Source organism: Alitabrizicola rongguiensis (assembly GCF_021491355.1).
GTDB classification, from domain to species: Bacteria; Pseudomonadota; Alphaproteobacteria; order Rhodobacterales; family Rhodobacteraceae; genus Aliitabrizicola; species Aliitabrizicola rongguiensis.
The window spans coordinates 668,839-687,253 of sequence record NZ_JAKENF010000002.1; the positions used below are offsets into that span (position 1 = coordinate 668,839).

At 65.2% G+C, this 18,415-nt stretch carries 17 protein-coding genes; 7 read left to right on the forward strand and 10 right to left on the reverse strand.

The annotated features are described in order from the left end of the window. Nucleotides 1-29 precede the first annotated feature (29 nt). Complete coding sequence (locus L0V05_RS09205) at nt 30-482, forward strand: Lrp/AsnC family transcriptional regulator (RefSeq protein ID WP_234869814.1); 453 nt, start codon at nt 30-32, stop codon at nt 480-482. Nucleotides 483-584: 102 nt separating this feature from the next. Continuing rightward, nucleotides 585-1,871: an O-acetylhomoserine aminocarboxypropyltransferase/cysteine synthase family protein gene (locus L0V05_RS09210; protein ID WP_234869815.1), complete on the forward strand. Its 1,287-nt coding sequence runs from the start codon at nt 585-587 to the stop codon at nt 1,869-1,871. 54 nt (nt 1,872-1,925) lie between these two features. On the opposite strand, the gene L0V05_RS09215 is transcribed toward L0V05_RS09210, so the two are convergent. Then, nucleotides 1,926-2,618: an SIMPL domain-containing protein gene (locus L0V05_RS09215; RefSeq protein ID WP_234869816.1), complete on the reverse strand. Its 693-nt coding sequence runs from the start codon at nt 2,616-2,618 to the stop codon at nt 1,926-1,928. Nucleotides 2,619-2,780: 162 nt separating this feature from the next. On the opposite strand from L0V05_RS09215, the gene L0V05_RS09220 reads away from it, so the two are divergent. Beyond that, a complete protein-coding gene (locus L0V05_RS09220) occupies nt 2,781-5,612 on the forward strand; it encodes a hypothetical protein (protein ID WP_234869817.1) in 2,832 nt (943 codons plus the stop codon). Between the two features lie 77 nt (nt 5,613-5,689). Next, nucleotides 5,690-7,558 (forward strand): monovalent cation:proton antiporter-2 (CPA2) family protein, encoded by a 1,869-nt coding sequence (locus L0V05_RS09225; RefSeq protein ID WP_234869818.1) that lies wholly within the window; start codon nt 5,690-5,692, stop codon nt 7,556-7,558. A 1-nt stretch (nt 7,559) separates the two neighbouring features. Here the strand turns inward: L0V05_RS09225 and cobT are convergent, their stop codons facing one another. Further along, nucleotides 7,560-8,576 carry a nicotinate-nucleotide--dimethylbenzimidazole phosphoribosyltransferase gene (gene cobT, locus L0V05_RS09230; protein ID WP_234869819.1) on the reverse strand — a complete coding sequence of 339 codons (1,017 nt, stop codon included), beginning with the start codon at nt 8,574-8,576 and terminating at the stop codon, nt 7,560-7,562. 78 nt (nt 8,577-8,654) lie between these two features. Here cobT and cobS point away from each other — a divergent pair, with 78 nt between their 5' ends. Beyond that, the gene (cobS, locus tag L0V05_RS09235) at nt 8,655-9,410 is read left to right on the forward strand and encodes an adenosylcobinamide-GDP ribazoletransferase (protein ID WP_234869820.1); all 756 of its coding nucleotides are present in this window, start codon (nt 8,655-8,657) and stop codon (nt 9,408-9,410) included. A 71-nt stretch (nt 9,411-9,481) separates the two neighbouring features. Here cobS and L0V05_RS09240 read toward each other — a convergent pair whose 3' ends face one another. From L0V05_RS09240 to L0V05_RS09260, 5 genes are all read right to left on the reverse strand, one after another. Next, nucleotides 9,482-9,991, reverse strand: a complete 510-nt coding sequence (locus L0V05_RS09240; RefSeq protein WP_234869821.1) for a CarD family transcriptional regulator — start codon at nt 9,989-9,991, stop codon at nt 9,482-9,484. Between the two features lie 295 nt (nt 9,992-10,286). After that, the gene (fdxA, locus tag L0V05_RS09245) at nt 10,287-10,625 is read right to left on the reverse strand and encodes a ferredoxin FdxA (RefSeq protein ID WP_234869822.1); all 339 of its coding nucleotides are present in this window, start codon (nt 10,623-10,625) and stop codon (nt 10,287-10,289) included. 52 nt (nt 10,626-10,677) lie between these two features. Next, nucleotides 10,678-10,977, reverse strand: a complete 300-nt coding sequence (locus L0V05_RS09250; RefSeq protein WP_234869823.1) for an RNA-binding S4 domain-containing protein — start codon at nt 10,975-10,977, stop codon at nt 10,678-10,680. Between the two features lie 18 nt (nt 10,978-10,995). Beyond that, nucleotides 10,996-13,917 carry a helicase-related protein gene (locus tag L0V05_RS09255; RefSeq protein WP_234869824.1) on the reverse strand — a complete coding sequence of 974 codons (2,922 nt, stop codon included), beginning with the start codon at nt 13,915-13,917 and terminating at the stop codon, nt 10,996-10,998. A 21-nt stretch (nt 13,918-13,938) separates the two neighbouring features. Then, on the reverse strand, nt 13,939-14,499 hold the full coding sequence (locus L0V05_RS09260) for a tetratricopeptide repeat protein (RefSeq protein WP_406565963.1): 561 nt from the start codon (nt 14,497-14,499) through the stop codon (nt 13,939-13,941). A 67-nt stretch (nt 14,500-14,566) separates the two neighbouring features. Between L0V05_RS09260 and L0V05_RS09265 the strand changes: the two genes are divergently transcribed. Both L0V05_RS09265 and L0V05_RS09270 read left to right on the forward strand, forming a co-directional pair. Then, nucleotides 14,567-14,854 (forward strand): SCP2 sterol-binding domain-containing protein, encoded by a 288-nt coding sequence (locus L0V05_RS09265; protein WP_234869825.1) that lies wholly within the window; start codon nt 14,567-14,569, stop codon nt 14,852-14,854. Between the two features lie 3 nt (nt 14,855-14,857). Then, nucleotides 14,858-15,793: an alpha/beta fold hydrolase gene (locus L0V05_RS09270; RefSeq protein ID WP_234869826.1), complete on the forward strand. Its 936-nt coding sequence runs from the start codon at nt 14,858-14,860 to the stop codon at nt 15,791-15,793. Between the two features lie 94 nt (nt 15,794-15,887). Here L0V05_RS09270 and L0V05_RS09275 read toward each other — a convergent pair whose 3' ends face one another. The 3 genes from L0V05_RS09275 to L0V05_RS09285 are packed head-to-tail and all read right to left on the reverse strand — an operon-like array spanning nt 15,888 to nt 18,415. Next, a complete protein-coding gene (locus tag L0V05_RS09275) occupies nt 15,888-16,613 on the reverse strand; it encodes a proteasome-type protease (RefSeq protein WP_234869827.1) in 726 nt (241 codons plus the stop codon). Between the two features lie 42 nt (nt 16,614-16,655). Next, nucleotides 16,656-17,465: a transglutaminase family protein gene (locus tag L0V05_RS09280; RefSeq protein WP_234869828.1), complete on the reverse strand. Its 810-nt coding sequence runs from the start codon at nt 17,463-17,465 to the stop codon at nt 16,656-16,658. Beyond that, the gene (locus L0V05_RS09285; protein WP_234869829.1) at nt 17,462-18,415 is read right to left on the reverse strand and encodes an alpha-E domain-containing protein; all 954 of its coding nucleotides are present in this window, start codon (nt 18,413-18,415) and stop codon (nt 17,462-17,464) included. The genes L0V05_RS09280 and L0V05_RS09285 overlap by 4 nt, the downstream gene beginning before the upstream one ends.

The window sequence follows — 18,415 nt, forward strand, 5'->3', positions numbered from 1 at the left end:
TTGTATACATCACCAATCCTGCGCAACAAATGACCGATCTGGACGATATCGACCGTCGAATATTGCGCGAGCTCACTCGCGATGGCCGCGTGACCAACACTGATCTTGCGGCAAGGATCGGTCTTTCGCCGTCGGCCTGTCTAAGGCGGGTGCAGGAACTGGAACGCAGCGGCGTCATCCGCGGCTATCGGGCCGTGCTCGACCCGTCCAAGATGGGCGTCGGCTTCGTCGCCTATGTCTCGGTCGGTCTTTCGGTGCATACCAAGGCAGCTCAGCAGGCGTTCGAACAGGCGATGGCCGGTGCGCGCGAAGTACGTGAATGCCACAACATCACCGGCACCGTCGAATACCTGCTCAGGGTCGAGGCGGCCGACCTTGCCACCTACAAGCATTTCCACACCGACGTGCTGGGCACTGTTCCCGGAGTCGCGTCGCTTACGACCTATGTCGTGATCGAATCCTCGAAGGATGAGCGCGGGTAGAAAAACCGTCTCCTTGGGCACGAAAAATCGGGAATGCGCCTCGCTTGTCTTGACTGCGGCCGGCGCCTAGTCTCGCCCCGTTCCAATTGGGAGGAGGACGCGATGAGCGAGACCCTTGGCTTCGATACCCTGCAGGTCCATGCCGGCAACCGCCCCGACCCGGCGACGGGCGCGCGGCAGGTGCCGATCTACCAGACCACGGCCTTTGTCTTCCGCGATGCGGATCATGCGGCCAAGCTCTTCAACCTGCAGGAAGTCGGCTACATCTACTCGCGCCTGACCAACCCCACGGTCAGCGCGCTGGCCGAGCGGGTCGCGGCGCTGGAGGGGGGCGCAGGCGCGGTCTGCTGCTCATCAGGCCACGCGGCGCAGATCATGGCGCTGTTCCCGCTCATGCAGCCGGGCTGCAACGTGGTCGCCGCCAACAAGCTTTATGGCGGCACGATCCAGCAGCTTGGCAATACGATCCGCAAGTTCGGCTGGTCAGCCAAGTTCGTCGATTTCGATGACCTGAAGGCGGTCGAGGCTGCGGTGGACGAGAACACCCGCGCGATCTTCTGCGAGTCGATCGCCAATCCCGGCGGTTACATCACCGACCTCGACGCGATCGCCAAGATCGCCAACAAAGTCGGCCTGCCGCTGATCGTCGACAACACCTCGGCCTCGCCCTATCTGTGCAACCCGATCAAGCATGGTGCGACTTTGGTCGTACATTCGGCGACCAAGTACCTGACCGGCAACGGCACCGTCACCGGCGGCATTGTGGTGGACTCGGGCAAGTTCGACTGGTCGGCCTCGGGCAAGTTCCCGAGCCTCGCCGCGCCCGAGCCCGCCTATCACGGGCTGAACTTCCATGCGGCCCTTGGGGGGATGGCCTTCACCTTCCACTCGATCGCCGTTGGCCTCCGCGACCTGGGCATGACGATGAACCCGCAGGGCGCGCATTACACGCTCATGGGCATAGAGACGCTCAGCCTGCGTATGGAGCGCCATGTCGCCAACGCGAAGAAGGTCGCGGAATGGCTTGAAAAGGATTCCAGAATCGACGCGGTGACCTATGCCGGCCTGCCGTCCTCGCCCTACCATTCCCGCATCGCGCGGATCTGCCCAAAAGGGGCCGGGGCGCTGTTCACCTTCGCGGTGAAGGGCGGCTACGACGCCTGCGTGAAGCTGATCGACTCGGTGAAGCTTTTCAGCCATGTGGCCAACCTCGGTGATGCGCGCTCGCTCATCATCCATTCGGCCTCGACCACGCACCGTCAGCTTTCGCCCGAACAGCAGATCGCTGCCGGCGCCGGGCCGAACGTGGTCCGCGTCTCGATCGGCATCGAGGATCCAGCCGACATCATCGCCGATCTGGATCAGGCGCTGGCAAAGGCCACAGCCTGATCGATCGGCCGAAAAGCAAGGGGCGCCCCGGATCACCGGGGCGCCCTTTCTCATTCAGTCACGCAAACCGAAAACGATGGTGACACTGGCCGTCGTCGCCACTTCGCCCGCGGCGACAGGCACGGCGGGGGCAGCAGCCGCATCCATGCGGTACATCGGCATCGGGCCGCCCTGATTGCCACCCTCCGCAATTGAGATGACCGGGCCAAGCTTCAGCCCCGCCGCCTCTGTCAGCAGTTTGGCGCGCGCCATCGCATCGGCCACCGCCGCCTTGCGCGCTTGGTCCAGAGCTGGCTGCGGATCCGCCAGGCCGAAGGAGACACCGTTGAAGGTGTTAGCGCCATCGATCACCGCCTTGTCCAGCACCGCGCCGAGCGTATCGATGGCGCGGACCCGCACCGTCAGCATGTTCGAGGCGACGTATCCGACAATCCGGGGCTGCGTTTCGCCCTCTGGCTGCTGCCAGTCGGGGTTCAGCGACAGACCGGATGTCTGGAGGTCCCGCTCTTCGATTCCGGCGCCGCGCAGGCGCTCCAGAACAAGGCCAAGCTGCACATTGTTCGCGGCCATGGCCTCGGCCGCGGTCTTGGCCTGCGTCGTCACGCCCAGGCTGACAGTCGCCATATCCGGCGCGCCAGTGACCTGGCCTTCGCCGGTTACGGTGATGCGGCCTCCGTCATGTGCCAGGGCGGCAACTGGCGAAATTGCAATAATCAGTGCGGTTAGGGCGCCCTTGATCGGCTTCATTCGGATCTCCTTTGACATTATGCGACATTTTCCCGCGGCAACGGGCACTTCAAGCCCCGAAAGGGGCCTTTTCCTTTCATTTGGCGGAAACCTGCTGTAGGGAAAGTGCAGATGCCGCCGCCTACTCCCGTTCGGCGGCCCTCCCGTGCTAAACCGGCCGCCATGAAGCCCGCATTCGCTCTCAACATTACCGACGACCGTATCAGTCTTCTGCACCGGACTTCCAGCGGCTGGCTGGAAGTTGGCGGTGTCGGATTGGACAGCGCCGAGATCACCGAGACAATCGGCTATCTGCGCAGTACGGCGCAAACGCTCGATCCGCGCGGTTTGACCTGCAAGGTCGTTATCCCGAATTCGCAGATCCTCTACCTCTCCGTCGAGGCGCCGGGCCCCGACGCCGCAAGCCGTCGCGCGCAAATCCGCGCAGGTCTGGAAGGGCGGACACCCTATGCAGTCGATGATCTTGTCTTCGATTGGTGGGGCAAGGGCGACACTGTGCAGGTCGCCGTCGTCGCCCGCGAAACTCTGGACGAGGCTGAAGCCTTCGCCGTTTCGCAGAAGCTCAACCCGATGTCCTTCGTTGCCATCCCGCCGACAAGCCAGTTCGGCGGCGAGCCGTGGTTCGGGCCGACGGCCTTCGCGCCGACTCTTCTGGGTCCGGGCGAGAAGATCGAGCGCGATCAGGATCCCATCCACATCGTGGGGCGTGCGGCGATCCCCCTACCCGCATCCGCGCCCAACGACGCCGAGGCTGAGCAAGAGCCTCTCGAAGCGATGGAAGAGGCCGAGGAGCCGATGATTCCCGTCGCTGTCGGGGAACCGCTGGCCGTCGAGCCCGACCCGGAGCCCGAAGCGCCGTTCTCCGAGGTCGACGAGCCCTTCGAAGAGATCGAGGCCCTGCCGGCGGTGACCGCGGCAGAGATCGTCGAGCCGCCGCTGGCTGATCCTCTGCCCGTCACAGAGACAGAAGCCCCCGCCGAGCCCGAACCCGTGCTGGCCGAGACCGACCAGAAGGCGGTCAAGCGCGCCGCCGCCGCGGCCGTGCGCAATGCACGGGCGGCCGCACGTGCGGAGCCGCCGCGCGTTCCGCCCGCCGCGCCGCGCGCCCCGGCCATCGGCCCGGCAACGCGTCCTGCCGGCAAGGCAACGCGCCCTGCGGCCGAGGCGATCTCGCCGCTCGAACAGCTCACGGCAACCGTCAAGTCGCGGGGAGAGTCCGGCAAGGTCAAGGCGTCGGGTGCGATGGTCACCGCCCAGACGATCGCCGTACCAAAAGAGCGCCGTCATTCCCCTGCGCCAGAGGCGACGCCCGCACCTCCGGCTCAACCACGTACGGAAACAGAGGCCGAGTCGATGACCGTCTTCGGCGCGCGGCGCGGCGGCACGCGCGGCAAGCCGAAGTATCTGGGCCTGATCCTGACGGCGATCCTGCTGGGATTCCTCGCCGCAGTTGCGGTCTGGTCGTCTATCTTCCTGGCGTCCTGGTTCAATCCCGACGAGCCCCGTGTGGAGATGGCGGCGGTCACGGCTGACGGCGTTGCGGCACCTTCTCAGGACACGGTGGCCGACCAAACGGCGGGCGACGCAACGGCTGCGGATGTCGCGTCCCAAGGTACATCAGAGCTGCCTTCGCCCGAAGACGAAGCCCTTGCTGACGGCCAGGATATCGACCCCGAAGCCGAAGACATGCCGGCAGACGCCGCTGCAGTGGCTGGCGAAAGCCCCACTGAGACGGATAGCGGCGATACGACAGCTGTGGCTGCCGCCACTCCGGCTGGCGATGGAACCTCGACCCCGGCAGACGAGGCTTCGGCCACGGTTCCGACGGCGGCGGCCACAGTCGGCACCGATACCACCCGCAATCCCGGCGACGAGCCGCAGGACGAGATTTTCCTGTCGACCGCCGCACCCGCTCCCGCCACGTCGGACGCAATCGCCCTTGCCGCGCCACTGACCGCACCCGATGCGGTGCCACCAGCGCAACCCGATCCGCCCCCGTTCGGCACGACTTATCAGTTTGACGCGGCCGGCCGGATCATTCCGACCAAGGAAGGCATTGTCACGCCCGAAGGCGTGATGCTGGTCGCCGGCAAGCCCCCCATCGTGCCGCCCGTTCGTCCCGCAGCCGCTGCGGTGGTCGCGCCAGCGGCTACGACGGATGCGCTGTCGGATCTGCCCGCGGCCACGGCCGAAGCGGTCGCGCCGGTGCAGGTTGTCGACCCGGCATTGGCCAAGTTGAAGCCGAAGCTGCGTCCCGAGGGGCTGGTGCCCCCCCAGACCGCCGGACAGGATGACGACGGTGCCGCCCTGCCCGCCGAAACCGATACCCGCATGGCAAGCCTGCGCCCACGTGCACGGTCGGCTGAAGTCTTTGCCGCGAACAATGCCGCGCTCGAAGAGCAACAGGCCTCATCGGCAGCCGATGCGTCGCTGGTAACGGCCGCGCTCGAAGACGGTGGTAGCCCGCTGGCTGTGGCCGTGTCGCGCAAGCCGGCACCGCGCCCCATCGTAACCGATACATCGATCGAGAACGCCGTGGCCGAGGCCGCGGCGATGACCGTCGCCCTGCCCGATCCCAAACCGGCGCAGGAACCGACGCTGGCACTGGCTTTGCCCGAGCCCGATCCCGAACCGGTTGCTCAACCAGCCCCGAAAGCTGGCAAGAAAGCTGCGGCTGCGCCGTCCGATGACACTGCAGCGGTCGAGGCGGACGAGGCGGATACGAAGGATGCGGCCCCCAACCTGCCGACCAAGGCAAGTGTCGCCAAGAAGGCCACCTTCGCGAATGCCCTGAACCTGTCGAAGACCAACCTGATTGGCGTTTATGGCACGCCATCCAATCGCTACGCGCTCGTGCGCCAGCCCTCCGGCCGCTACGTGAAGGTCGAAGTCGGTGACCGGATCGATGGCGGCCAGGTGGCGGCGATCACGCAAAGCGAGCTTCGCTATGTCAAGAATGGGCAGACCGTCACGCTGTCCATGCCGCGCGGCTAAAACGGGCTTTCGCATTCCTGACTGACATGAAAGGCTGATCCCCGGTCCGGCATGGGCCGCGCCTTGACGGGTCTCGGATGGAACTCTTCATCACTCATGCCAGCATCTATCTGGCCGCCGCCGTGTTGCTGGTGCCTCTTTCGGTGCGGCTGGGCCTGGGGTCGGTTCTGGGTTTCCTGTCGGCAGGCATCGTGATCGGGCCGATTCTTGGTCTGGTCGGCGCCGAGACGGGCGAGATCCAGCACTTTGCCGAATTCGGCGTCGTCATGCTGCTCTTTGTCATCGGGCTGGAGCTTGAACCGCGCGCCCTGTGGGACATGCGCAAGAGGCTGATCGGCCTGGGCGGGCTGCAGGTGGCACTGACCAGCCTCGCCATCGGCGGGCTGGCGATGATTGTCGGTCTGAGCTGGCCTGCAGCGCTGACGGTCGGGCTGACTTTGTCCCTGTCCTCGACGGCGATCGTGCTTCAGACACTGACCGAGAAGAATCTGCTGCGGAGTCCGGGGGGGCGATCGGTCTTCGCCGTCCTGCTGAGCCAGGACCTTGCCGTGGTGCCGATCCTTGCGCTGGTGCCGCTTCTGGCAGGGATCGGCGGTCTGGTGCCGGCGGCGCCCGAGACCGCAGAGGCCTCGATGCCTGAAATCGCGACGCTGATCGACTCGCTTCCCGGCTGGGCCGCTACACTCGTGACACTCACGGTCGTGGTCGCAATCGTGCTGGGCGGGCATTTCCTGTCACGGCCGGTGTTCCGCTTCGTTCATGCCTCGCGCCTGCCCGAGATGTCGACCTTCATCTCGCTTCTGATCGTGTTGGGAATTGCCCTGGCCATGATGGCGGTCGGCCTTTCCCCCGCGCTCGGCACCTTCCTTGCCGGCGTCGTTCTGGCAAGTTCGGAATTCCGCCACCAGATCGAGGTCGACATCCAGCCCTTCAAGGGTCTGCTGATGGGCATCTTCTTCATGACCGTCGGGGCGCAGATTGACCTCGGCATGCTGGCTGACAACCTTGTCCTCGTGCTGTGCCTGACGTTGGCGGTGATCGCCGTCAAGGTCGCCGTGCTCTTCGGCCTTGGCCTGGTCTTCGGGTTGCGGCGCGCAGACATCTGGCTTTTCGCGCTTGGGCTGGCTCAGGCAGGCGAATTCGCGTTCCTTCTGACCGGCTTTGCCAATCAGCAGCGCCTGCTGGCCGATCCTCAGTCGCAGATCCTGCTTTTGGTCATCGCCATGACCATGGTCCTGACTCCGCTGCTTTTCGTCCTGCAGGAGTGGATCAGCGCCCGGGCGGCCCGTGACGCGGCCGAGCGGGACCCCGACCGCATCGAGGAGCGCGGCCGGGTCATCATCGCCGGCATCGGCAGGTTCGGGCAGGTCGTGAACCGGCTGGTGCGCACCAGCGGGCTGGAGACGGTCGTACTCGATGCCGACATCTCGACGATTGAGCTGATGCGCCGCTTCGGAGTGAAGGGGTATTTCGGCGATCCATCGCGCCACGAGCTGCTCGAAGCCGCGGGCCTGGCCACAGCCGAGGTGCTGGTCGTGGCCGTCGACAAACGCGAGGCGGCGACGCAGATCGTGAGCCACGCACGCAAAGTTCGACCGGACCTTCACATCGTCGCGCGTGCCCGCGACCGGGTGCATGTCTACGAGCTGTTTCAGGCCGGCGCGAATGACATCGTGCGCGAAACCTTCGACTCGTCCGTCAGGGCCGGGCGCTATGTCCTGGAAAACATGGGCTTCACCGAATACGAGGCGGCGAAACTGTCGCAGACCTATTACAAGGTCGACCGTGCAGCGATGCGCGATCTGGCCCAGCTTTGGGTGCCGGGACAGCCCGTGCATCTGAACGAAGCTTATGTCGCCCGCGCAAAGCAACTCGACCGAGACCTTGAGACAGCGCTGATCGAGGAACTTGATCAGAACCGCCGCAACCCCGACGCGGCCGAATAGGTCAGCCGCCCGAGACGCCTGCCTCGGCGAAGGTTGCCATGCCGGAATGGCAGGCGATCGCGCCCTTCAGCACCCCGATCGCAAGGGCCGCGCCAGAGCCTTCGCCCAGACGCAGACCAAGGCTCAGAAGCGGGTCCTTGCCGAGCGCGGCCAGCAGCTTCTGATGCGCCTGTTCGGCGCTGGCATGACCGGCGACCGCATGATCGAGCGCGCCCGGCGCGGCCCGGTCGAGCACGGCAGCCGAAGCGGTGCAGATGAAGCCGTCGAGAATGACGGGGATCCGCTCTTCCCGCGCCCGGGCGACCGCGCCGGCCATGGCGGCCAGCTCGCGCCCGCCAAGGCAGCGCATGACCTCTAGCGGGTCGCCGAGCACGTCGCGATGCAGGGCCAGCCCCTCCTCGACCACGCTGGTCTTGAGCGACAGGCCCTTGTCGTCAAGGCCGGTACCCCTGCCCGTCCAGTCAGCCGCGGTGCCGCCGAACAGCGCACAGGCTAGCGCCGCAGCGGGCGTCGTATTGCCGATGCCCATCTCGCCGGTCACCAGAAGGTCCGCAGAAGGATCGACCGCCTCCCATCCCGCGGCCAAAGCGGCGACCAGTTCATCCTCGGTCATCGCCGGACCGGCGGTAAAATCCTGCGTCGGGCGATCGAGATCCAGCGCAACAACCGCCATTGTGGCCCCGAAGGCCTTGGACAGCTGGTTGATCGCTGCCCCGCCTGCCTGGAAGTTCGCGACCATCTGCACCGTCACCTCGGGCGGAAAGGCAGAGACTCCGCGCGCCGCGACGCCATGGTTGCCAGCGAAGATCACGACCTGCGGGCGTTCCAGCAAAGGCCGGGGAGTGCCGCGCCAACCGGCATACCAGATCGCCAGGTCTTCCAGTCGTCCAAGCGCGCCCGGAGGCTTCGTCAGCTGTCCGTTCCGATCCTGCGCGCCGGCAATGGCCAAGCGATCCGGCCCTGGCAAGGCGTTCAGTCGATTGCGGAATTCGGCGATGCTCGAAAAGGGCGCGGGCATTGGTGACCTCATGGATTGCCTTGCGCGCCTTGGTTAGCGATAAGCCCGGACAAGGGCCAGCACGGAAAGGGCATTGCTTTGACCGGGAACGACAACGATCGCCCGCGGCTTGCGGATGTGAAGGCGGCCGTCGGGCTCTTGACCCGCTTGCCGGTCCCGATGCGCCCCAACACGTCGATGCGGGGCGGTGCAGCGGCATGGGCTTGGCCTCTGGCGGGCCTGACCATCGGCGCCCTCGGCGCTCTCGCAGGCTCTTTGGCCCTGGCCGTTGGACTTGGCGCCGGGCCCGCCGCGGGGCTGTGCATCCTGGTGCAGGTTGTGACGACGGGCGCGATGCACGAGGACGGGCTGGCCGATGTCGCCGATGGTTTCTGGGGCGGCTGGACCCGGGCGCGGCGCCTCGAAATCATGAAAGACAGCCGTATCGGCACTTATGGCGTGCTGGCACTGGTTCTGGCCGTACTCCTGCGGTGGCTTGCATTGACCGCGCTGTTCGGATCGGGTCAATGGCAGGTGGTGATCGCCGCCGCCACGCTAAGCCGCGCGCCGATGGCGGTGCTTATGGCGGCTTTGCCGAACGCCAGAGGCGCGGGCCTGTCGCATGCCGTCGGCCGCCCTTCGGCTGCGGCTGCGGGCGGGGCTGTAGCGCTTGCCTTTGGTCTGGCGACGCTCTTTCTGGAGAAGGACGTCCTTTATGCAAGCCTCGTTGCAGTGCTTGCGACCTTCGCAGTCGCGCTTGTGGCCCGGTCGAAGATCGGCGGCCAGACCGGCGACGTGCTGGGTGCCGCGCAGCAGGTCAGTGAGATCGCGATGCTGCTGATGCTTGCCCCTTGATCCACAAATGAAAAGCGCCGCACCCTTGGGGTGCGGCGCAAGTCATTCGATGGGATGAGCCGATCAGAGGATCAGGCGGCGCGCGAAACCAGCACGTCGTCCACGGCCTTCTGCGCGCCAGCTTCGTCATAGCCGGCCACGGCGGCCACCTCGCGGGTCAGACGCTCAAGCGCCGCCTCATAAAGCTGACGCTCGGAATAGCTTTGCTCGCGCTGATCATCGGTGCGATGCAGGTCGCGCACCACTTCGGCGATCGACAAGAGGTCGCCCGAATTGATCTTCTGCTCGTATTCCTGAGCGCGGCGCGACCACATCGCACGCTTCACCTTGGCCTTGCCCTTCAGCGTATCGAGCGCCTTCGTCACCACGTCCGGCGAAGACAGCTGGCGCATGCCGATCTCGGTCGCCTTGTGGGTCGGAACCCGGAGGGTCATCTTGTCCTTCTCGAAGGAGATGACGAACAGTTCCAGCTTGATCCCGGCGATTTCCTGTTCCTCGATCGAAACGATCCGACCGACGCCATGCGCCGGGTAGACAACGAATTCATTGGGACGGAACTCTGGCTTCTTCGATTTGCTCATTCAGTCGCTTCCTCGGGTTGGAGGCCATCGAACCGACAACAATTCCATCGACCGCGGCGGGCACCTCGGCGATGAAGATTAATTTGTCATCGGAAAGCCGCCCCAGATCAGCCAGTCTGGGCCGGTGTCAGGCTCCGTGCTTGTTTGTAACAATGATATAGCACAAAAAAGGCGTGATTCCAACTCCAGCAGCCCTACGCCGATGAGTTTTTACCCCGCGTAAAGTGTCGGTTTTGTGCATTTTGTCGTGATCGCCACCTTTGTCAGGTGCGAATCGGTTCGTTCTTGCGCCCGTTCAGCCGCCCGCTCCGGCAGCTTCCGAGAAGTACTTGGACAGCTTGTCAGGCTCACCGTCGCGGTCCTTGGCCTCGGGGAGCGGATCCTTCCGGGTCACGATGACCGGCCACATCTCGGAATACTTGCGGTTGAACTCGACCCATTTCTCCATATCCGGCTCAGTATCCGGCCGGATTGCGTCAGCCGGGCATTCCGGCTCGCAGACGCCGCAGTCGATGCACTCGTCGGGATGGATGACGAGCATGTTCTCGCCTTCGTAGAAGCAGTCGACCGGGCACACCTCGACGCAGTCGGTGTATTTGCAGGCGATGCAGTTATCGATCACGACATAGGTCATGGCTGGCCCCGGTTCGTTCCTTCCGCGCGTCTAGCTAGAGCACGGGCGCGGATCATTCAAGCGGGCTTCGCGTCCCGTCCGTCGCATCGAGGTCGAGGTAGAGCGCCTGTGCTTCGCTGGCCGGTCCGCGCCTTGCACCCAGGGTCAGCACCCGGATCAGCCGGATGCGTCCACCCTGAGGAAAGGTGAGGGTGTCGCCCTCGCCCACCGGATGTGCGGGCTTGGCGATCTTCTGTCCATTCAGCCGCACATGACCCGCCGCGACTTCCGCTGTGGCAAGGCTGCGAGTCTTGAAGAAGCGCGCATGCCAAAGCCACTTGTCGATGCGCTCGGTCGGGCGCGGGCCGGTCAACGGGCCGTCTCCAAGTGGTCAGCTCTTGGTCTTGAGCGCCGCCAGCACGGCAAAGGGGTTGTCCGGGTCGATCTTCTGCTCGCGCTGAGGACGGGACTCGAACACCTTGGGCTGGTGGTCGCGCGGCCGGTCGTTCGGCTTGCCCCCCTTTTGATGCGGCTTGCCGCCGCGCTCGGGCCGGTCGGGACGACCTTCCTTGCGGCTTTCGCCGCGATCAGGGCGCGGCGGACGTTCGCCACGCTCAGGCCGATCGCCCTTCGGGCGCGCCGGACGCTCGCCCTGCGGCGCCTCGCCGGCAGCCGCCTGCGGACGGTTCCTCTCGCCACGCTGGTTGCGCTGCTGATCACGTCCCTGCCCGCCTCTGGGGCGCGGCGCCCAGGTGAAGGTGTAATAGACCTCGGTCTCGACCGCGACCGGCTCAGCTGCTGACTCGACAGCGGCCGGGGCTTCCGCGGGCACCTCTGTGGCCGGTTCTGCAATGGCGACCGGCTCGGTCAATGCGGCTTGGGCCTCTGCTTCGCCTTCAACGGCAGCGGCCGGAGCGTTTTCCGCGGTGGCGGGCCGGCTCTTCGGCCGCTCGCCTTTGTCGCCGCGGTAGCCGAGACCGCCCATCAGGTCGCTGAACTGCTCGAGCGTCATGCCGGTGATCGACAGCATCTCGGGCGTCGCCTCGAAGCCCGCGCGGCTGTCCTTGGCGCGCAGCAGGTCCGCGAGACGCTCCAGCATGTCGATGCGGATCGCCCGGGTCCCCGCCGGATGGTAACCGGCCAGAGTGTAATGGGCGCGTGGCACATCGGCAATGTTCGGAATGGTCACCAACCCCGGCGGCGGACTTTCGGGAAATTCCTGCAATCCGTCGGCCAGCGAGCGCAGCACCAGCCGCAGCCGGGTCGCAGCCGGCTTCAGCAGCGCCGGGAGAAAGATCGTGTATTGGCCGAAGCGCACGCCATGCTTGCGCAGCGCCGAGCGCGCCTCCTGATCCAGCGCCTTCACCTCGTCAGCAATCCCGTCGCGCGGCAGCACGCCAAGCGCCTCGGTCAGGCGGAAGGCGAAACCGCGCGCAAGTCCTGTCAGCGTCTCGTCCCGGCCCATCGCCAGGAGAGGTTCGAACAGGGTCGCCACCTTGCGATCGATGAAGTGCTGGAGGCGACGCCGAACCTTCTCGCCCACGTCAAAGCCCGCCTCTTCATCGACAAAGGCCTCGACCTGGGGCTTCATTACCTCGCCACCGGCCACCAGCTTGCCCACGGCCGAGCCGCCCCACATGAGGCCGCCCTGCTCGGTAAAGTCGAGCTCGGTATCCGGCGCGTTGTAGAAACGGTCCGCGCGCAGGTGGAATTCGGGCTTGAGCGCCTCATAGGCCGCCTGGCGCAGGGTGCGCGCCTCATCGGGCGAAGCTGAGCTATCCTGCCGGAACCGGAACCCTTCCAGACGTCCGACGAATTCGCCCTCGACCGTCACTTCACCCTTGTCGTTCACCTCGGCCACGAGGCTCTCCTTCTGCTTCAGCCGGCGCAGGAGCACGCTCGTGCGCCGGTCAACAAATCTTTGGGTCAGACGGGCGTGCAGCGCATCCGACAGGCGATCTTCTACAGCGCGAGTCTCGTCGCGCCAATGGCTTTCGTCCGCAACCCATCCCTTGCGCTGCGCCACGTAGGTCCATGTGCGGATATAGGCCAGTCGCTTCGAGATCGCGTCGAGGTCGCCATCCTGCCGGTCGATCCGGGCGATGGCCTTGGCCATCCAGTCGGTCGGCACTTGTCCACCATTGGCCAGAAACCCCCAGATCCGCGCCAGAAGCGAGGCATGCTCGGCCTCCGAAATCGAGCGGAAGTCGGGAATCCGGCACACATCCCACAGGAGCCGCACCGCCTGCGGCCCTTTCAGACGGTCGCGGATCTCGGGCATCTCGGAGAGTGTCTTCAGCGCCACGACATCGTCGCTGTCCCGCGCCCGGCTGAGCCAGTCGTTTGCTGTCTGCTGCTCCAGGCTGGCGATCAGCCGAGCTGACGTGCCGAAATCCAGGTCGGCATTGCGCCATTGCAGCTTCTTGACCGGGGCGAAGCGATGGTTCTCGATCGCGTCGATCAACTCCTCGTCGAAGGGCCGCGCCTCGCCGGTAACGCCAAAGGTGCCGTTGTCGGTGTGGCGCCCTGCCCGCCCGGCGATCTGGCCGATCTCCTGCGGGTAAAGCGGACGCATCCGCCGGCCGTCGAACTTTGCGGTGGCAGAAAAGGCGATGTGGTGAATGTCGAGGTTCAACCCCATGCCGATGGCGTCGGTCGCGACCAGGTAATCAACGTCGCCATTCTGGTAGAGTGCGACCTGCGCGTTGCGGGTCCGGGGCGAGAGTGCCCCCATCACCACGGCGCAACCACCCTTTTGCCGGCGGATCAACTCGGCGATGGCATAGACATTTTCGACCGAAAAGCCGACGATTGCACTTCTGGGGGGCATCCGGCTTATCTTCTTCGAACCCGCCCAGCTAAGTTGCGACAGACGGTCCCGTTTCATGAAGGTCACATGGGGCACCAGCGCCGCAATGGCGCCGCGCATCGTCTCCGAGCCGAGGAACAGCGTCTCGTGCAGCCCCCGCGCCCGCAGAAGACGGTCGGTGAAGACGTGCCCGCGCTCGGCATCGGCACAGAGCTGGATCTCGTCCACAGCCACGAAATCCGCGCCGATCTCGAGCGGCATCGCCTCGACAGTGCAGACCCAGTACTGCGTCCGCTCCGGCACGATCCGCTCTTCACCCGTCACCAGAGCCACCACCGAGGGGCCGCGCTGCGCAACGATCCGATCATAAACCTCGCGCGCAAGCAGGCGCAGCGGCAGGCCGATGACGCCGGTGCGATGGGCCAGCATCCGCTCGATGGCGTAATGGGTCTTTCCCGTGTTGGTCGGGCCAAGGACCGCAACGATCCTCGCATTCTCGCGCATGGGGATTCGGGCCTTCGGGGGTTAAAGTTCCTGTCCGCCGGTTTCGGCTTCCAGCCGTTCAACCGACTCCTTGGCGTTCTGAAGCCAGGGGTCAACTTCGAGCGCCGCCTTGTAGGCCGCGATGGCGCGCTGCTTGTCGCCGAGCTCCTCGAAGATCATCCCCAGACCGGACAGAGCGCCAAAATGTCGGGGATTGAGCGTCAGGGTCTTGGCGATCGCGTCGATCGACGGGCCGAACTCGCCCGCATCGTAATAGGCGGTGGCAAGCGCATTCCAGCCTTCGGCAAAATCCGGGGCATGGTCTACCAGTGCGGTCAGATGTTCGATGGCGGCCTGGGTGTCGCCTTCTTCCATCGCCTTGCGGCCGCGGATCAGCAAGAGGTCCATCGCGGGCGAACCGCTCTTGGACCATTCGTTCCAGATCTCCTGCTCTATGTCGGGTGCGCTGGTCGGATCGGCGTCCTGCAGCTTGTCAAAAAGCTCGTCAAGCCGCTCGGTCTGCCCCATGGCAGGCAGAGTCGCGGCGGCGAGAAGCAGAAATGCCGCAACGATACGATTGAACAGGGTCTGTCGCGCTTTCATAACATTGCAAGTGTAGCGGAGGACCGGCGGATTACCATATCTCCCCGGTCACGATTGGAGGAAATGCATGAGCGATGTGATCGAGGCGGCCGTGGCGGCCCTGTCGAAGCGGGTGTCCGGAGGGTTTGACGGCGTGGCGAAGTTCGTCCTGACCGACGAAGGCGCCATCATGATCGACGGATCGGGCGTACGCGCCGGCGATGACGAGGCCGACGTGACGCTGACGGCCACGCCCGAGGTGTTCCGGGCGATCCTGGAAGGCAAGTTGAACCCGACGATGGCCTTCATGTCCGGCAAGCTGAAGGTCGACGGCTCGATGGGCATTGCGATGAAGCTGGGCTCGGTCCTGTCCTGAACGATGCGTGAGCCGGCGCCATTTCACGCCGCGCTAGCGGAAGGGCCGTCCGGCGGCCACGCAACGTGGTTCCGGGCCGCCGATGGCGTGCGGCTTCGCGCGGTGATCTGGCCGGAGGGGAAGAAGGGGACGGTCCTGATTCTTCCCGGCCGGTCGGAATCGGCCGAAAAATACGGTCGCACCGCAACGGAGCTGGCCGAACTTGGCTTTGCCTCGGTCTCGCTCGACTGGCGAGGGCAGGGGCTGGCCGACCGCCTGCTGCCGGTGGCGATGCAGGGCCATGTCGGGCGGTTCCGTGACTATCAGCTTGACCTGCAGGCCCTGGTCGAACTGGTCGGGCGGCTCCACCTGCCGAAACCGCTGTTCCTGCTGGCTCATTCCATGGGCGGATGCATTGCCTTCCGCGCTCTGTCCGAAGGGCTGGAGGTCAAGGCAGCGGTTCTGACCGCGCCCATGTGGGGCATCCGTATCCAGCCCGCCATACGCCCCTTTGTCGGGGCGCTGGCGGCCAGTGCGCGCATCCCCAAGTTCGGCCAGCGCCTGGCGCCGGGCACGTCACTCGAATGCTATGCGGCAACGGTTGCCTTCGAACAGAACCACCTGACCTGCGACGCCGACATGTTCGCCTATCTTCAGCGACAGGTGCGGCACGTGCCGGAACTCGGCCTTGGCGGCCCCAGCCTTCACTGGGCGGCCGAGGCCCTGCGCGAATGCCGCGCGATCCGCGCGTTGCCCGCGCCGAAGGTGCCCGCCGTCACCTTCCTCGGCACGCGCGAGCAGATCGTCGATTCGAAGGCGATCCATACAAGGATGCGCCGTTGGCCGGGCAGCCGACTTGATCTGGTCGAGGGGGCCCAGCACGAAATCCTGATGGAGACGCGGCCCGTTCGGGAGCGACTGCTTGGCGCGCTGAACCAGCTTTTCGAAAGCACGACCTGACAAGGCCACACATCGGGTTTTCCTCGAGGGGAGTTTCCTAGAGCCTTCCGGGGACCTAGGGCCACGCAGCGTTCCCGGCTCGATCGATACCCGCTCAGATGCTGATCTGCGCGAAACCCTCGCGCAACGCCTTCGACCACGCCTCGCTCATCGCCTTGAACTGCGCGTCCCCGGCCTCGATCCGCCGCCGCGTTCCGACGCGGCACTGGTCCTTCTCGATCGTCATCAGGTCCAGCGGCATGCCGACCGACAGGTTCGACCGCAGCGTTGAATCCATCGACAGAAGCACCGCCTTCTGGGCATCGGTAAGGCTCGTCGAAGGTTTGACCACCCGGTCCAGGATCGGCTTGCCATACTTGTGTTCGCCAATCTGCAGGAAGGGGGTATCCTCGGTCGCCTCGATGAAATTGCCCTCGGGATAGATCAGGAACATCCGCATGTCCCCGCCCCGGCGCTGCCCCGCGACGATCATCGAGGCCGAGGCGCCCTGGTTCATCGCCGCCAACTTCTCGTCGATGTCGCGACGTACGGCAGCGAGCGTGTTGCCGACGATCTCTGCGACCTTAAGCATTGTCGGCGCCTTCATGATCGAAGTCGTCTCGGTCGCGTCTACGTCCTCGATCGCCTCCTTGAGACGCGCGATCGTGGTCTGGGTCACAGACAGGCTGCCAGCTGTCAGGATGGTGATGACCCGTTCGCCCGGAACCTCGAAAACGAACATCTTGCGATAGGTCGCGATATTGTCGAGCCCGGCATTGGTGCGTGTGTCAGACAAAAGCACCATGCCCTGATTGAGCAGCAGTCCGACGCAGTAGGTCATCCATCCCTCTTTCCGCCGCTCTTGCGGCGACAGGGCGAGAGCCTATTGCTGGACAGCCTGGACTGCAACCGTCACATCCAGGATTTCGGCCGCCGAACCGCGCGAAATTCCACGAATCGGCGCTGCATCCTGTGCATCGAGCCCCGACCCCAACCGGATATAGCGTTCATCCGGGCAGCAGCCATTGGCCGGATCGAACCCGATCCAGCCCAACCCCTCGATCCAGACCTCGGCCCAGGCGTGAGCGGCCTCGTGCGGCTCGCCGTCCCCGCTGGCGTGCAGGTAGCCCGAGACATAGCGAGCTGGCAGATCGTTGCGCCTTGCTATGGCGATCAGCGCATGGGCGTGGTCCTGGCAAACGCCTTCCCCCAGGGCCAAAGCCTCGGCCGCGGTCGTATGCGCAGCGGTGACGCCCGGCTCGTAGTTTATCGCTTCGCTGACGGCAGCACAAAGCCGGTGTGCCGCGTCGAGCCGATCCGTTGCGCCTTCGGCAGCCGCGGCGAGTTCGGCAAGAGCCGCGTCGACTTCGGTCGGAGCCGTGGCGTTCAGATAGGCCTCGCGGGGGATCGTCTCCTTATGGCCGCGCAGGAGGCCGGTCAGGTCTATCGTCTCGACCTTGCCGCGGACCGAGACGATCACCTCGCTGACTGGCCCGGTCACGGTCCAGGCCTGCACCCAGTCCCCGGCCCCATCGCGAAAGCCGCCGCCCTTCTGGCCGTCACTGACCTCAACCGACCAGTCCAGCACCTTCTGTCCGTCAAAGATCGACGGCGTCAGGCGATGGCTTTGCACGATCCCGCGCACCGGCAGCGTGTAGCGATAGACTGTCCTGTGATCGACGCTGAGGATCATCTCACGTCCCCGCTCAGATAGGCTTCATGCACCAGGTGACCAAGCCGACCGGTTTCGAGGATGAAGCGGGTCAGGAATTCGTGCATTCCTTCGTCGAACACCGCCTCGACCGTGCCATCCTGCAGCTCGGCCAGCATGTTCCGCGCCATGCTCTGCGCCTCAGTCGATCTGCCGTATCCGCGCGCGAGCCGGTGCAGATGCTCGTTCGTCCCGTAAGCACAGGAGATCAGCGAGCGCGGGCATTGCGGGTTCAGGATCAGGAAATGCGCGATCTTGCGCGCCGTCACCTCGCCGCCATAGGCCCAGTGGAAGGCGCGGTGCGCCGACATCGCGCGCAGCAGCGTCGTCCATTGGTAGTTGTCGAGGCCCGAGCCAACGAACTCCACCCGCGGCAGCAGAACATAATATTTAACGTCCATCAGGCGCGCGGTGTTGTCAGCCCGTTCCAGATGATAGCCGAGGTTCAGGAAATCCCAACCGTCGTTACGCAAAAGCGTAGCGTCGATCGCGCCCCGCACCATCGCCGAATGGCGCATCGTCCATTCGGTCAGGCGGCTCAGTTCCAGCTCGCTGCGCGGTTTGCGTTCAAGCTCGCGCAGTTCCTGGTAGGCGGTATTGATCGCGTCCCACACCTGTGTCGTCAGCGCCGTGCGCACGATGCGCGCATTCTCCCGTGCCCGAAACAGGCAGGAGGCGACGGACGAAACATTGTCGCGGTCGAAGAACATGTAGCTTTCGATGTTGCGCTGCACCGGGTCGCCATACTTGTGGGCAAAGCCCAAGGCAGTCCCCGAAGCCTGCAACAGGCTGTCCCACTCGCTGCGGTAGCCATGCCCTGACGAGGGCAGTAGCGCGATGCGCGCGCCCACTTCCAGCAGGCGCGCCGTGGTCTCGGCCCGCTCCATGTAACGGGCAATCCAGTAAAGATTGTCTGCGGTCCGGCTCAGCAT